This window comes from Denitrobaculum tricleocarpae (genome assembly GCF_007004665.1).
Lineage (GTDB): Bacteria > Pseudomonadota > Alphaproteobacteria > Kiloniellales > Kiloniellaceae > Denitrobaculum > Denitrobaculum tricleocarpae.
The window spans coordinates 797,994-811,984 of record NZ_ML660053.1 but is presented as its reverse complement, the minus strand read 5'-3'; the positions used below and the strand labels follow the sequence as shown (position 1 = coordinate 811,984).

Sequence of the window (13,991 nt, the reverse complement as noted above, 5' to 3'; positions counted from 1 at the left end):
GACATTCGCTCACAAAATCTGCCCTAAAAACTCCTGCGTGCGTGGGTCCTTCGCCTCGCTGAAGAACGTCGCCGGCGGCCCGTGCTCGACAATCACGCCGCGGTCCGTGAAGTAAATATGGTCCGCCACTTCCCTGGCGAAGCCCATCTCGTGGGTGACCAGCATGCAGGTCATGCCGTCCTGGGCAAGTTCCTTGATGGTGACCAGGACCTCCTTCACCGTCTCCGGGTCGAGCGCGGCCGTCACCTCGTCAAACAGCATGATGTCGGGGTTCATGGCCAGCGAGCGGGCGATGGCGACGCGTTGCTGCTGGCCGCCGGAGAGTTCGCCGGGGTAGCTCTCTTCCTTGCCCTCCAGGCGCACCTTCTTGATCAGCTTACGCGCCCGCGCTTCGACCTCGGCCTTATCCTGTTTCAGGACCTGGACCGGGGCCATCATGACATTCTGGAGGGCGGTCTTGTGGGGGAAGAGGTTGTACTGCTGGAACACCATGCCGACCTTTTTGCGCAGGGCCAGCTTGTCCAGGTGGGCGTCGTGGACCTCCTGTCCCTCCACCTGGATCGAACCTGAGTCGATCGGGTTGAGCGCGTTGATGCAGCGGATCAGGGTCGACTTGCCGGAGCCCGAGGGGCCGATGATGCAGATCACCTCGCCCTTCATGACGTCGAAGGTGATGCCTTTCAGCACCTCAAGATCGCCGAAGGATTTGCGCACTTCCTTCAGGGATACGATGGGCTGTTCCGGGGTCCAGTTCCCGGCGGCGGATGCGGCTGCAGTGTTGGTCTCGGCCATACCCGGCCTCCTATAACTTCACCGCGAACTTGCGCTCGAGCCGGATGGTCAGGCGCGCGATCGGGTAGCAGTAGACGAAAAAGATCACCAGGACGAAGCTGTAGAAGGGGATCAGCAGCTCGGGGTGATTGTCCTCGGCCTCGATGGCCTGTCGGGTCAGGTTCAGCACCTCGTCGACCCCCAGGATCGAGACGATGGGCGTGGCCATGGTCAGGATCGCGTACCAGTTCATCCAGGGCGGAATCATGCGCTTGATACACTGGGGCAGGATGATCTCGAACAAGGTCTGACGGCGCGAGAAGGCCAGACTCTCCGCGGCCTCCCACTGGGCCGTCGGCACGGAGTTTACCGCACCGCGCACGATCTCGGAAATGTTCGCCATGATCGGCAGAGCCAGACCGATCACCGCCTTCATCCAGTCGGGTACCGGGATGATGAGGCTGCCGATCTGGATCTCGAAGGGAAAGGACAGCATCACGATGAAAAGCAGCACCAGCCAGGGCGAATTGCGGAAGGTCTGGGTGATCAGCCAGCAGCTCTTCGCCATCACGGGATTATGCGAGATCTGCCCCAGGCCCAGCAGAACGCCGAAAACCGTGCCGATGAACATGGTCAAAAAACTGATCAGAATGGTCAGCGCAAAGCCGGTGGTGACCAGATAGGGGATCCAGCGCAATAAGGCCTCGAAGGCCTGCCCCGCCGTGAAGCCGCTCCCCTGTGCCATCGCGGACAAGGGCCAGATCGCGGCGGCAAAGACCAGCGCGAAAACCGCCCAGGCCGGGACACCCGCAAGCCAGCGGCTGAAACCGATCTCGCTCGGCGCCGCATAACCGGCCTTGAAGGAATGCAGAACCGGCAGGTCGGTCTTGGCGGCGGCGGTTACGCCGGGGATGGAGGCGCTGCGCAGGGAGTGCTTTGCCATGTCAGCCCCCGTAGCCCGGGATGCGCATCGCGCGTTCCCAATTGTTCATGCCGACAACCACGACACCGACAAGCGCCAGATAGGCGAAGAAGAGGAAGGTCATCATGGGATACTGCGCGGAGGGATAGTCGTTCCAGATGGTGACCGACTGATAGAGCAATTCCGGCACTGCTATGACGAAGGCCTGAGTCGTGGTCTTGACCAGATTGACCAGGTTGTTGTTGAGCGCGGGAATGGACACCCGCAGCGCCAGGGGGAAGACGATGTGGCCATAGATCTGCAGGCGCGTATAGCCCAGGGACTCCGCCGCCTCCTGGGTCGACTTCGGTACGGCCTCAACCCCGGCGCGGAAGATCTCCACATTGAAGGCGCCGGCAAAAAAGGAGAGCGAGATGATCGCCCAGCCCACGTTGCTGATGATCGGGATCTCCAGCCAGCCGTCCGGCGAATAGGTCGGTGTGAACTGGCCCAGCGCAAAGTAGAAAAACAGCAGCTGAACGAAGGGCGGCGTGTTGCGGAAGAACTGAATGTAGCCCGCGACAACGGCCCGCAGGACGGCGCTCCTCGCCCCCTGCAGGCCCGCGCCAACGACGCCGATCACCAGAGAAAAGAGCACGCAGACCACGGAAAGCTGGATCGTCATCCACAGCCCGCCCACCACCTTGTTCCACTGAGTCGCCTCGTAAAAGAAGATGAAGTTCCAGGTGGGATTGTTGACCGCAACTTCCCGAAAGAATTCTTGAATCGCTTCGATGATCACCCCCTGCAAAGCGGCATCTTGGCCGACCTCTGCGTCAACGCTGTTTCTGCGATCCTCACATACCTTAAGTATGCTGCGTTTCTCGAAACAACCCTTCCTGAAGCTCGACTCAAGCTTCCGCTTTTCTACATCGAATCCCTATGCGCTACACGGTAGCAGCAAATCATTTTGGCATCGCCCGTTGGGAGCGGTCATTGGCTTTGACCGCTCCCACTCGCAAAACCTCACTTGATCCAGTCGGCGAAGCGTTCTTTCTGGCTTTGCAGATATGCGGTCGGCTGGATGCCCCATTTCTTTTCCAGCTCGATCAGGGTGCCGTCGCGGTGCCAGTTGTACTGCATGCCGGACATGAAGTTACCGAAGACACAGTTCTGCTCGGCTTTGGGCACAGCCAGCGCCCAGGGGTTGTCGTCTTCTGTTTTCAGGGGCATCTCAAAGGCTTCCCAGTTGCCCGAAGAGAGGTCGGCGACAATGGAACTGTCATCGTACACGAAGGCGATGCACTTCTTGTCGCGCAGGGCCTGCTTGGCTTCCGCGTTGCCGCCGAAGGCCACGACCTTGGCGCCGTAACGTTCTTCGACGATCTTATTGTAGAACGCGCCCTGCTTTCCGCAGACCGGACGGTCGCGCAGCTGTTCCCAATCGGCGAACTTCAAAGCCTTCGGCGCCAGGATGTTGGTGCCGGAGGTGTAATAGTTCGGTCCGACGATACCGACGATTTCCCGGCGGTCCGGACGGTCGGACATGGTGGCGATCATCAGATCGATCTTGCCCTGTTCCAGGAACTGCATGCGGTTGGAGGACTGCACAGCGACGGTCTCCAGTTCCACACCCATGGCATCGGCAACTGACTGCGCCATGTCGATTTCCATACCGACCAGATTGCCGCTCTCGTCCCGGAAACCCCAGGGCTTGTAGTCGGCTTTGACTCCCACGACCAGCTTGTCGCGCGACATGACCTTGTTCCAGACTTCATTGGTGCATTGCTCGGCAAAAGCGCTGGTCGCAGTCAGCGTCATGGCCGTTGCGCTTAAAAGACTAATTGCTTTCCTCATGATGTTCTCCCGTTTCCTTGCTAAGTGTTTTTTTGCTTGTGACGCGTTCGCTTGGACCACTGACCGCTTGGGCTCATGAAGGCCAAGAGACGCACTCTTCCTGCTCTATTATCTCTTTGCAGAGTGACTCTGCACTGCCGCGCCAAGATAGGATAGTCCCCAAAGCAGAGATTCCTGTTCTCCGCCCTGTCCACCCAGACGCCGTTCTCTATGATCTTGCAGAGCTTGCTTCCTTCTCCTCATCCCAGTATTCGCCGTAAGCGTGGCGCGCGGCCTCGATGGTCTCGATCTTGGTCAGGGTTTCCGATCCGGCACGCTTCAACATGGTGCTCAACAGCCCCTCAATGACGGTCACCTGTGCCGCGATCGACGGGAAGTAGTGCGGCGAGTCGGCTGGCGCCACCAACGCCACGTCGGCAATGCGCGCCAAGGGTGCGGAGCGCCGGTCGGTCATGGCAACCACCTTCACACCGGCCGCGCGGGCGTCCTGGCAGGCAACCATGGTTGCACGTGAATAAGGTTCGGACGAGAAGGCAATAACGGCATCTTCCTCGCTCAAATCGTAAAGCGAGTTCGCGATACTGCCGCCCTGGGTACGCAGCAAAGACCAGTTGGGAAAGGCCATGCTGGCCACATAATGCGCATAGATGGCGAGTGAGAAACCACTCATCATGCCGACGACCTGTACGCTGCGTGCGGAAATCAGAATATCAGCCGCCAGATCCAGACTTTCCCGATAGCCGGAAGCCAAAAAGTTGTCGATGTTGCCGACTACGGCTTCGGCCTGCTCGCGCATGGCCTCTTTCCGATTGCCTGCATCCGCTTTCAGGGCACGGGCACGACCGGCAAAACTAGCGCCGGGATCATGCCGCCCGGCGACCATTGCCCGATAACTGTGTCGGAAGGTCTCGTAGTCCTCGCACTGGATCGCGCGGGCCAGGCGGGACAAGGTCGCCGGTGCAACCCCTGCCCGTTCCGCAAGGGTGCGCATGGAATAGAGCGCGACATCGTCGGGATGATCCAGGACATAGCGCGCCGCGATCTTCAGGCGCGGCCCCAGGCGCTCAAAAGCCGCATCAAGGCGTGTATGCATGTCGATCCCCATTTCACGACAATAACCACTTGACGCGACTGTTTCAATCACAATTACTATTGAAACAAATGATCCACATCGTGAAACAGTTCGAGACCGGCCAGGGAAATGAACAGCACCACCGCGAAACAGGCGCTTCCCGCCACAGCCTCCGTCGTGATTATCGGCGGCGGGATCATGGGATGTTCCACGGCCTATCACCTTGCGAAACGCGGTGTGAAAGATGTCGTCCTTCTGGAACGCAAGCAACTTACCTGCGGCACGACCTGGCACTCCGCGGCCCAGGTCCGGCAGCTTCGCTCGACCCGGAACCTGACCCAACTGATCAAGGATTCGGTAGCGCTTTACGGTGGCCTGGAAGCCGAAACGGGCCAATCCACCGGCTGGGTCCAGACCGGTTCCCTCTCCATTGCGACCAATCCGGATCGTCTGATCCATATCCGGCGGCAAGCAGCGCTCGCGCGGCTTTACGATGTCCCGGTTCAAGAACTCTCGGCGGCAGAGGTCAAAGACTTTTGGCCACTGGCCCATACAGACGATGTCATCGGAGCCATCTATTCGCCGAGCGATGGCCGCGTGAACCCCTCGGATCTCTGCGCGGCGCTGGTGAAATCCGCCAGGACAATGGGCGTACAAGTCTTCGAAGACACTCCTGTGACCGGCTTCACCAAAGCTGGGGCGCAGATCACAGGCGTCGACACCGCGTACGGCCATATCGCCTGCGAATCCGCGGTGATCTGTGGTGGGCTGTGGAGTGGCGAAGTCGCCGGACTTGCGGGTGTGACGATTCCGATCCAGGCCTGTGAGCATTTCTATCTTCTGACCAAGCCGGTCGAGGGGATCACCGGCCGTCTGCCAACCTTGAGTGATCACGACGGACATCTCTACATCCGCGACGACGTCGGCGGGCTGCTGGTCGGCTGTTTCGAGCCCATGGGAAAAGCGATCCGGCTGGAAGATCTGCCCAAGGACTTCGCCTTCGACCTGCTGGGCGAGGACTGGGATCATTTTGAACCCATGATGCTGACGGGCCTTCATCGCATCCCGGCGCTGGAAACCGCCGAGGTGCGGATGTTGCTGAATGGTCCGGAGAGCTTTACGCCGGATGGCAGCTTCCTCTTGGGGCCTGCGCCGGAAGTGGACGGCCTCTACCTGGGCTGCGGCATGAACTCGGTTGGTGTGGCGACGGGTGGGGGCGCCGGAAAAGCGCTTGCAGCCTGGATCGCGGAAGGCGAGGCCCCGATGGACCTCGACGAAGTCCACCCTGCCCGTTTCCACCCAAGCGAAGCGCAACTGGACGCAATCCTCGCGCGTGCGCCCGAGGTTCTGGGTGAACACTACGCGATTGCTTATCCTGGACGAGAGCACAAGACTGCGCGCAATCTTCACCGCACCGCCACACACGACGCGTTGGTTCGTGCCGGCGCCAGGTTCGGTCAGCGCTTCGGCTGGGAACGCCCGCTCTACTTCGATCCGATGAACAGCGTCGACCAAAGCCTGACCTTCGGAAAGCCAGGCTGGTTCGACGTCGTGGGCGAAGAGTGTCGCGCCGCCCACGAGGCGGTGGCACTGTTCGAACAATCAAGCTTCGGAAAGATCGAGGTCAAGGGGCCGGACGCAGAGGCCTTCCTGCAACGGGTCTGCGCCAATAACATGTCCAGGGCGCCGGGGCGGGCCATCTACACAGCCATGCTGAACAACAAAGGCGGCATCGAGAGCGACCTCACGGCCCTGCGGAATTCCTCCGACGATTATCTGCTGATGCCAAGCACCAACCGTATCCGGCGCGATCTGGCCTGGTTGCGGCGGGCGCGGCGGGCTGACGAGGATTTGACATTCACTGACGTCACCGGAGACCTTTCAATCCTTGGCGTCATGGGGCCGAAAAGCCGGGAGCTGCTGCATTCCCTGAGCGCCGCGGATCTCTCGGATGCGGCCTTCCCTTTCTTCTCCCACAAGACCGTCTCTATCGCCGGTATTGATGTTCGCGCGGTGCGGCTCTCCTATGTCGGCGAGCTGGGCTGGGAGTTGATTGTACCCAACTGCGCCGCCACCGCGCTGTTCGATGCCTTGATGCAGGCCGGCAGTCGTCATGGCGTCCGCCCCGCGGGCGCCTATGCGCAGACCGCGCTGCGGATCGAGAAGCAGTTCCTCGCCATCGGTCACGACATCGGACCGGACACGACACCTCTGGATGCGGGCCTCGGCTTCGCGTTGAAGCTGGACGACGGTCCCGACTTCACCGGACGAAGCGCTCTGCTGGCGCAACGGCAAGCCGGTCCAAAAACCCGGCTCGTAACAGTCATACCGCAGGAAAAAAATATCTGGCCCATCGGCCATGAACCCCTTCTGTGCGATGGCCGGTACATTGGACAAGTCACCTCCGCAGCCTTCGGGTACAGAATTCAGAGGCCCGTCGCGCTCGCCTACGTCCCATCGGAGTTCGCCCGCGAGGGCAGGAAACTGCAGATAGATATTGCAGGAAGCTTTCATCCTGCCACACTCTCCTTGCAGGCGGCCTTCGATCCAGAGGGTCATCGCATGAAATTCGGCGCGCCAACCGTCGTTTCACGCCTAGGTTGAGGACTCATATTCCTTGATGGCCTTGATCGTATTATGGCTGGCTTTAGGCAGGAGGGCTCTCGAAAGCGGGCCTGAAGGCCCGGTGAGCGGGCTCGACGCCCCTAAAGCCTGCTATAATACGACCCCAGAGGGGCGACAAGATTGTGAGTTCCGGACAGCGTCATGTCATCTGTCACGATGCTTCAGCATCGCTCCGCTCATAACTCCCTGCCAGAAAACACAATTTTGTCGTCAAGGCCGTCAAAGAATATGAGTTCCCAACCCAGAGGAAAGCCACGTCTCATGAGCCATGTTTTTCCCCGCCACACCAAAGCGAAACTGCCTGTCGCGTCCCACGGCGACGGCGCTTACATCGTCGACAGCGACGGCAAGCGATACCTCGACGCCTGCGGCGGCGCCGCCGTCTCCTGCCTGGGTCATTCAGATGCTGCGGTGACAGATGCCGTCCGCAGCCAGATGGACTCCATTGCCTTTGCCCACACAGGTTTCTTCACATCGCCGCCCGCCGAGGCTCTGGCCGAGAAGCTGATCGCTCTCGCGCCCGGCGATCTGGACCGGGTCTACTTCGTCTCCGGCGGATCAGAGGCCGTGGAGGCTTCGCTGAAACTGGCGCGGCAGTACTTTGTCGAGATCGGCCAGCCCCAGCGCAAACACATCATCGCACGCTGGCAATCCTATCACGGCAACACTCTGGGCGCGCTGGCCGCCGGCGGAAACCGCTGGCGCAGGGCACAGTTCGAACCGCTGCTGGTGGACATGGCGCACATCGACCCCTGCTTTGTCTATCGCGGCCAGGAAGAGGGCGAGAGTGAATTCGACTACGGCCAACGGGTCGCGAACCAGTTGGAAACCGAAATCCAACGCCTGGGCGTGGACAGCGTTGCGGCCTTCGTTGCCGAGCCGGTGGTCGGCGCAACCCTGGGTGCGGTCCCGGCCGTGGAGGGCTACTTCAAACGTATCCGCGAGATCTGCGACCAATACGGTGTGCTGCTGATCCTTGATGAAGTCATGTGCGGCATGGGGCGCACGGGAACGCTCTTCGCCTGTGATCATGACGGCGTCGCGCCGGACATCCTCTGCATCGCGAAAGGCCTGGGCGCCGGCTACCAGCCGATCGGCGCCATGCTCTGCACCGGGGCCATCTACGACGCCATCGAACAGGGTTCGGGTTTGTTTCAGCACGGCCATACCTATATCGGCCACCCCGCCGCCTGCGCTGCCGGAGGCGCAGTCTTGACCCGCTTGATCGATGACGGACTGGTTGAGCGTGTGACACCTCTCGGCGAAGCCTTGCATACAAGGTTGGAAGCGCGCTTCGGGCAGCATCCGCACGTCGGCGACATCCGCGGCCGGGGGCTGTTCCGGGGGCTTGAGCTGGTCAAGGACCGCGAGACGAAAACGCCCTTCGACCCCGGCCATAAACTGCATGCAAAGGTCAAGCAGGCGGCCATGAACGAGGGGCTGATGTGTTATCCCATGGGCGGCACGCTGGATGGCCAACGCGGCGACCATATCCTGCTTGCACCTCCCTTCATTCTGGAGGATGCGCAGCTCGACGAAATCACCGATAAACTCGATCGTGCCGTTACAACCGCCCTCGCACAGGCCGGTGCGGCATGACCTCGTCCGCGACCATCATGGTGGCGCCCAACGGTGCCCGCAAGACCAAGAGCGATCACCCCGAAGTCCCCATGACCATCGCCGAGACCGCGCAGACGGCAGCCGCCTGCGCCGAGGCCGGCGCAACAGCCATCCACGCCCACATTCGCGATGCGCAAGGTGCACATATTCTGGATGCCGCCGTTTACCGCGAACTGCTGGATGCCATTACCCGCGAATGCGGTGACAAGATCTTCGCCCAGGTCACAACCGAAGCCGTCGGCATCTACCAGCCGGAAGAGCAGATGGCGGTCATGCGGGAGCTCCGGCCGCGAGGCTTCAGCGCCGCGCTCAAGGAGCTGATCGCGAGCCCGGAAAAAGAAACCGAAGCCGCGGACTTTTATCACTGGGCGCTGAAGGAAGACATCGCGGTCCAGCACATTCTCTACGCGGCCGAGGAGATTCACCGCTTTGCGGATCTGGTTCGTCGCGAGGTCATCCCCGGCGGGCGTCACGCTCTCCTCTTTGTCCTTGGCCGCTACGCCAAGAACCTGGAGAGCGAGGTCGAGGACCTCCTACCCTTTATCGAGGCCCTGAATGCGTCCGGCCTGAAATCAAGCAGCGAATGGATGGTCTGCGGCTTCGGGCGCAGCGAGACCGCGTCGCTCGCGGCGGCCATGGCCCTGGGCGGCCATGCGCGGGTCGGCTTCGAGAACAGCCTCTGGCATGCGGACGGTGAGATCGCCGAGTCGAATGCGGAGCGGGTCCATGTTATCTCTGCCATCGCCGAGCACCTCGGGCGCGGCGGTCAGACCCTCGAAGACACCAGCCGGGTGCTGGGCGTTCGTGATACTGAGAACTCGTGATTTGAGAAGGTTCTGAATGACCTCTAAGGACGCCGCAGATGAAATCGTCATCAGGCAAGCGGCCAAAGACGACAGCGCAGCCATTGCCGAACTGTTCCTCATCGCGTCAGACGGGCTCGCGGAATACATCTGGAGCCTGAGCAAGCCAGCCGGTATTTCGCTGCTTGAACATGGCGCGCGACGTTACGCCCGGACCAACACAGCCTTTTCCTATGAGAACTGCCATCTGGCAGACCGCGATGGCACGGTCGTCGGCATGCTTCATGCCTTCGAGATGGAGGCCGATCCGGATGCCGAAACCGAGAGCGATCCGGTGCTTGAACCCTACTCCCATCTCGAAGACCCGGGCTCACTCTACATCTCCGGTTTAGCCGTGATGAAGGAGTTCCGCTCCGGCGGGATCGGCACAAAGCTGATGGATTGCGCCGAGGCCCGCGCACGGCAGGAAGGCCTGCCTCGCCTCAGTCTCATTTGCTTCGAACGGAACGCGCGCGCCCTTGCCTTCTATCAGCGCCGGGGGTTCGAGTTGCGCGACCGGCGTCCGCTGGTGCCGCACCCCAGCCTGCACTATCCCGACGGCGATGCCCTGCTGTTGGTCGCGGACTTGGGTTAGGGGAACATCCCGCGAAACAGTCGAACAGCCGGTTTACATCGCAAGCCTCGCGGGTTACCAAACACCGTTCATTCTTCGGAGATTTCATGTCCTGCTGACCCCAGGCGCCGAATGGCGCCTCGTTACAAATCGAACAGAAGTGACTGCCGGACATCAGTCCGCAGCCCCATCGTCTTGTCCGATCCCATTTTGAGACCGTGCCGGCGGTGTTGCCGCCGTGCGCAGCACGAAAGACATGACTGACAATGATCAGAAGATTTGCAAAAGAAGACACCGACGTCGTGGTGGCGTCATGGCGGAGCGCGAGCGCCCTTGCTCATCCCTTTTTGTCCCAGGCCTTCATCGACCGCGAGGCGGAGAACGTGCGCAACGTTTATCTTGCCCTCGCAGAAACCTGGGTGACGGAAGTCGACGGCGAGGTTGTGGGTTTCATTTCTCTGATTGAAGACATGGTCGGCGGGCTGTTTCTCGACCCGGCGTATCACGGCCGGGGTTACGGCAGAGCGATGCTCGACAAAGCCGTTGCCGAGAAAGGCGCTCTGCAGGTCGAAGTCTTTGAGGAAAACGCGATCGCGCGCAGATTCTACACAGCCTATGGCTTCCAAGGCGCCGAAGAATTCACCCACGAACTCTCCGGACAACCCACCCTGCGCATGACCTTCAAGCCATCATAATCAGACTGGAGGGGCGCGCTCGTTTTAGGGGCGCGTCCCTCCCCACGAATCCCCGATCTAAAACCCGCGCGCCTGTCCGTCGCTGCGCGGGTCGGCGGCGCCTTCGATCAGACCGTCCGGGTGATGGACCAGAGCGCCTGCGTGTCCCATGATCTCGTCGAAGGCACCGACCAGTTCGATATCGTGTCCCGCCGCTTTGAGTTTCGCGATGACCTCCGGATCGAAACGATCCTCCATGCGAACATTGGTGTGCTCCGACCCCCAGGTACGGCCGAGCAGCCAGCGCGGCGCGGTCACCGTCTCCTGGAGATCCTGCCCCATGAGCACATGGCGCGCGAAGAGCATGGCCTGCGTCTGCGGTTGCCCCTCGCCGCCCATGGTGCCGTAGGTCATCACGCGCCCGTCCGAAAGCTGCGCCAGGGCCGGCTGAATGGTATGGAACGGACGGCGACCGGGCAGCAGGTGGTTATGATGCGCCCGGTCCAGGCTGAAGCTGGTGCCCCGGTTCTGCCAGACGATGCCGCTCTCCGGCAGCACCACGCCGGAACCGAATTCCCAGTAAGTGCTCTGAATAAAGGACACCGCGCGTCCTTCCCGGTCGATCGCCCCCAACCAGACAGTGTCGCCGGCATTCGCCGGCGCGGGCCAGGGCATGGCCTTGACGGGATCGATGTCGCCGGCCGCCTCCCTTAAGACCTCGGGCGTCAGGAAGGAAGCCGGATCAACCGTCATGTAATCCGGATCGGTCACATGCCGGTCGCGCACCAGGAAGGCGCGCTTGGTTGCCTCCAACAGCCCGTGGATGAAGTCGAAACTACCGGGCTCACCAAAATCCAGATGCTGCGCGATGCCCAGCAGCATCAGCGACGCGAGGCCCTGGGTCGGCGGCGGCATATTGAAAACCCGGTGCCCGGCCACCTCGACCGAAAGCGGATGCACGCGGCGGGCCTTGAAGCCCTCAAGATCGGAAAGACGCAGAGGGCTGCCGGCAGCCTCCAGATCACTGGCCAGACTGCGCGCCAGGTCGCCCCGATAGAAAGACTCCAGCCCCTCCTTGGCCAGCACCTCGAGACTTGCCGCCAGTCGAGCCTGCCGGAACCTATCGCCCGTGCGCGGGACAGACCCGTCGGGACAGTAGGTCTCGGCAAAACCTGGCGAGCTCCCCATCTCGGGCTTCTTGGCGGCAGTGTTCGCGGCCTGGCTTGCGGTCACGGCGATGCCCTCGCGCGCGACGGCAATGGCATCTTCCAGCAAGCGAGGCAGAAGAAAGCGGCCATCCCAGGCCCCCTTGGAAACTGCAAGCGCGGCTTCCCAGCCCGAGAGTGCGCCCGCGACCGTCAGGGCCGCCAGAGGGCCGCGCCCGGGAATCGCTTCGAGACCCTGTTCCCGGTAGAAGTCGATAGACGCCAACTCCGCAGCGCCGCCACAGGCGTCGATGCCGATCGGCGCTTCGCCAGGTTCGTGGATTAGCCAGAAGTTATCGCCGCCAAGGGAATTCATATGGGGATAAACCACGGCAATCGCCGCAGCCGCGGCAACCATGGCTTCGATGGCATTTCCTCCCTCGGCCAGCACGCGCTGACCGGCTTGCGCAGCCAGGTGATGCGGCGCGACAAGCATCCCGCCATAAGCTCTTGTTGTGTGAAGCATCGTCTTCGCCCGTTTCAAAGATCAGAAAAGCCCGCGTGCGTGCGGTGCCCAATGTGCATGCCAGCACTTTATCCAGCGGCACGGCCGCAAGGCCAGTCAATTGAGCGGGCATATGTGGGGCAAGGCACGCACCTACCGCACTGCGGCAGATAACTCATCAATCCAACGTTCAAAAACGAGTATTTTACTACGACGCCCAAGTCTAACCCCATCCCCTTAAAGAGACTCTGAAATCTGTTGCAGCGCACCCTGTTTCAGGAAGGTACCGTGATGCGTTGCAGCACAAAAACGCTTCCTTGAAGAGTTCGAAAGCCTGCCGCAATTCAAGTGCGCCGGACAATTCACAGTGCAAACCACGGAAATTACAAGCGCTTCTCTCAAAAGGCGAGTTCAGCGCCGGTCCCTCAAAAGCACGGAAACGCGTTCCCTCGCGCAGTGTCTCTCTGTGGTATACCACATATCAAGCTCGCATAATTGCGATAAGTGCTTTGAAATGGCTAAACTTTTATGAAAAATCTGCAGAAATTCGGGAAATTTTGACGTTGACGGTGAAAACCGTGAGTGTATGGTATACCACGAAATCGGCCGCACGGTGACTGCGGAAGAGCGTGTTTCTTCGCAGACGCTAGTCGAAGCCGATCACGGGGAGGCAACATTTCGCTCATGTCGATTAGCGCCAAACTTAAACCTATAGCTGCGAACTTCACGCTGAAGGATCACATCTATGAGGTCTTGCGTGACGCCATCATGGACATGAACATCTACGCCGAAGGAGCCGACCTTCGTCTCGATGAACGTCAGGTCGCCGAACAGCTCGGGATCTCCCGCACACCGGTCAGAGAAGCACTCGCGAAACTTGAGCAGGAAGGCTTCGTGGAGATCCAGCCGCGCAAAGGGGTCTTCGTGCGGCGAAAGTCCCTCAATGAGGTTCTGGAAATGATTGTCGTCTGGGCTGCTTTGGAGAGCATGGCAGCCAGGCTGGCAACCGAACATGCGAGCGACGCGGAGCTTGCGTCGCTGCGCAAGCTCGGCGCCAAGCACAGCCAGGACTCGGCCCGTGCGGATATTGCGGAATACTCCGAAGCCAACATCAAGTTTCATCAGCGCATTCTCGAACTCTCTCAGTGTTCGATGCTCAAGAGTCTGGCAGACGGATTGTTCCAGCACATGTATGCGGTGCGCCGCAGAGCCATGGGCGAAGGCGACCGCGCCAATCGCTCCGTCGTCGATCATATGAGCATCATCGAAGCCATCGAAAGCCGGGACGGCGATCTTGCCGCACGGATGGTGCGGGAGCACACGATGGCTTTGCACGATCACGTCCGGCGCACCTGGACCAAACTCGAAAACCTATCCGGACTCAAAGCGGGCAGCGGCTAGCCGT

The 13,991-nt window shown here is 60.8% G+C and carries 12 protein-coding genes; 6 read left to right on the top strand and 6 right to left on the bottom strand.

From position 1 onward, the window contains the following. Window positions 1–9: 9 nt before the first annotated feature. The 5 genes from FKG95_RS08610 to FKG95_RS08590 all read right to left on the bottom strand — a co-directional run bounded on the left by FKG95_RS08610 (window position 10) and on the right by FKG95_RS08590 (window position 4,622). A complete protein-coding gene (locus FKG95_RS08610; RefSeq protein ID WP_142895900.1) occupies window positions 10–792 on the bottom strand; it encodes an amino acid ABC transporter ATP-binding protein in 783 nt (260 codons plus the stop codon). A 10-nt stretch (window positions 793–802) separates the two neighbouring features. Further along, entirely contained in the window at window positions 803–1,714 is a 912-nt protein-coding gene (locus tag FKG95_RS08605) for an amino acid ABC transporter permease (protein ID WP_142895899.1), read from the bottom strand. A 1-nt stretch (window position 1,715) separates the two neighbouring features. Further along, the gene (locus FKG95_RS08600) at window positions 1,716–2,474 is read right to left on the bottom strand and encodes an amino acid ABC transporter permease (RefSeq protein WP_246116730.1); all 759 of its coding nucleotides are present in this window, start codon (window positions 2,472–2,474) and stop codon (window positions 1,716–1,718) included. Between the two features lie 224 nt (window positions 2,475–2,698). Continuing rightward, the gene (locus FKG95_RS08595) at window positions 2,699–3,529 is read right to left on the bottom strand and encodes a transporter substrate-binding domain-containing protein (protein WP_142895898.1); all 831 of its coding nucleotides are present in this window, start codon (window positions 3,527–3,529) and stop codon (window positions 2,699–2,701) included. Between the two features lie 208 nt (window positions 3,530–3,737). Beyond that, the gene (locus FKG95_RS08590; RefSeq protein ID WP_179953993.1) at window positions 3,738–4,622 is read right to left on the bottom strand and encodes a MurR/RpiR family transcriptional regulator; all 885 of its coding nucleotides are present in this window, start codon (window positions 4,620–4,622) and stop codon (window positions 3,738–3,740) included. Between the two features lie 108 nt (window positions 4,623–4,730). On the opposite strand from FKG95_RS08590, the gene FKG95_RS08585 reads away from it, so the two are divergent. From FKG95_RS08585 to FKG95_RS08565, 5 genes are all read left to right on the top strand, one after another. Beyond that, entirely contained in the window at window positions 4,731–7,205 is a 2,475-nt protein-coding gene (locus FKG95_RS08585) for a GcvT family protein (RefSeq protein ID WP_142895896.1), read from the top strand. A 282-nt stretch (window positions 7,206–7,487) separates the two neighbouring features. Continuing rightward, window positions 7,488–8,825: an aspartate aminotransferase family protein gene (locus tag FKG95_RS08580; protein WP_142895895.1), complete on the top strand. Its 1,338-nt coding sequence runs from the start codon at window positions 7,488–7,490 to the stop codon at window positions 8,823–8,825. Then, a complete protein-coding gene (locus tag FKG95_RS08575) occupies window positions 8,822–9,670 on the top strand; it encodes a beta-keto acid cleavage family enzyme (protein ID WP_142895894.1) in 849 nt (282 codons plus the stop codon). Before FKG95_RS08580 ends, FKG95_RS08575 begins: the two co-directional genes overlap by 4 nt. 16 nt (window positions 9,671–9,686) lie before the next feature. Then, window positions 9,687–10,283 carry a GNAT family N-acetyltransferase gene (locus FKG95_RS08570; protein ID WP_142895893.1) on the top strand — a complete coding sequence of 199 codons (597 nt, stop codon included), beginning with the start codon at window positions 9,687–9,689 and terminating at the stop codon, window positions 10,281–10,283. Window positions 10,284–10,528: 245 nt separating this feature from the next. Further along, window positions 10,529–10,957, top strand: coding sequence for a GNAT family N-acetyltransferase (locus tag FKG95_RS08565; RefSeq protein ID WP_142895892.1), 429 nt, complete (start codon window positions 10,529–10,531; stop codon window positions 10,955–10,957). 57 nt (window positions 10,958–11,014) lie between these two features. Here the strand turns inward: FKG95_RS08565 and FKG95_RS08560 are convergent, their stop codons facing one another. Then, on the bottom strand, window positions 11,015–12,607 hold the full coding sequence (locus FKG95_RS08560; protein WP_142895891.1) for a gamma-glutamyltransferase family protein: 1,593 nt from the start codon (window positions 12,605–12,607) through the stop codon (window positions 11,015–11,017). A 663-nt stretch (window positions 12,608–13,270) separates the two neighbouring features. Here FKG95_RS08560 and FKG95_RS08555 point away from each other — a divergent pair. Then, window positions 13,271–13,987 (top strand): GntR family transcriptional regulator, encoded by a 717-nt coding sequence (locus FKG95_RS08555; RefSeq protein WP_142895890.1) that lies wholly within the window; start codon window positions 13,271–13,273, stop codon window positions 13,985–13,987. The last annotated feature ends 4 nt before the right edge of the window (window positions 13,988–13,991 follow it).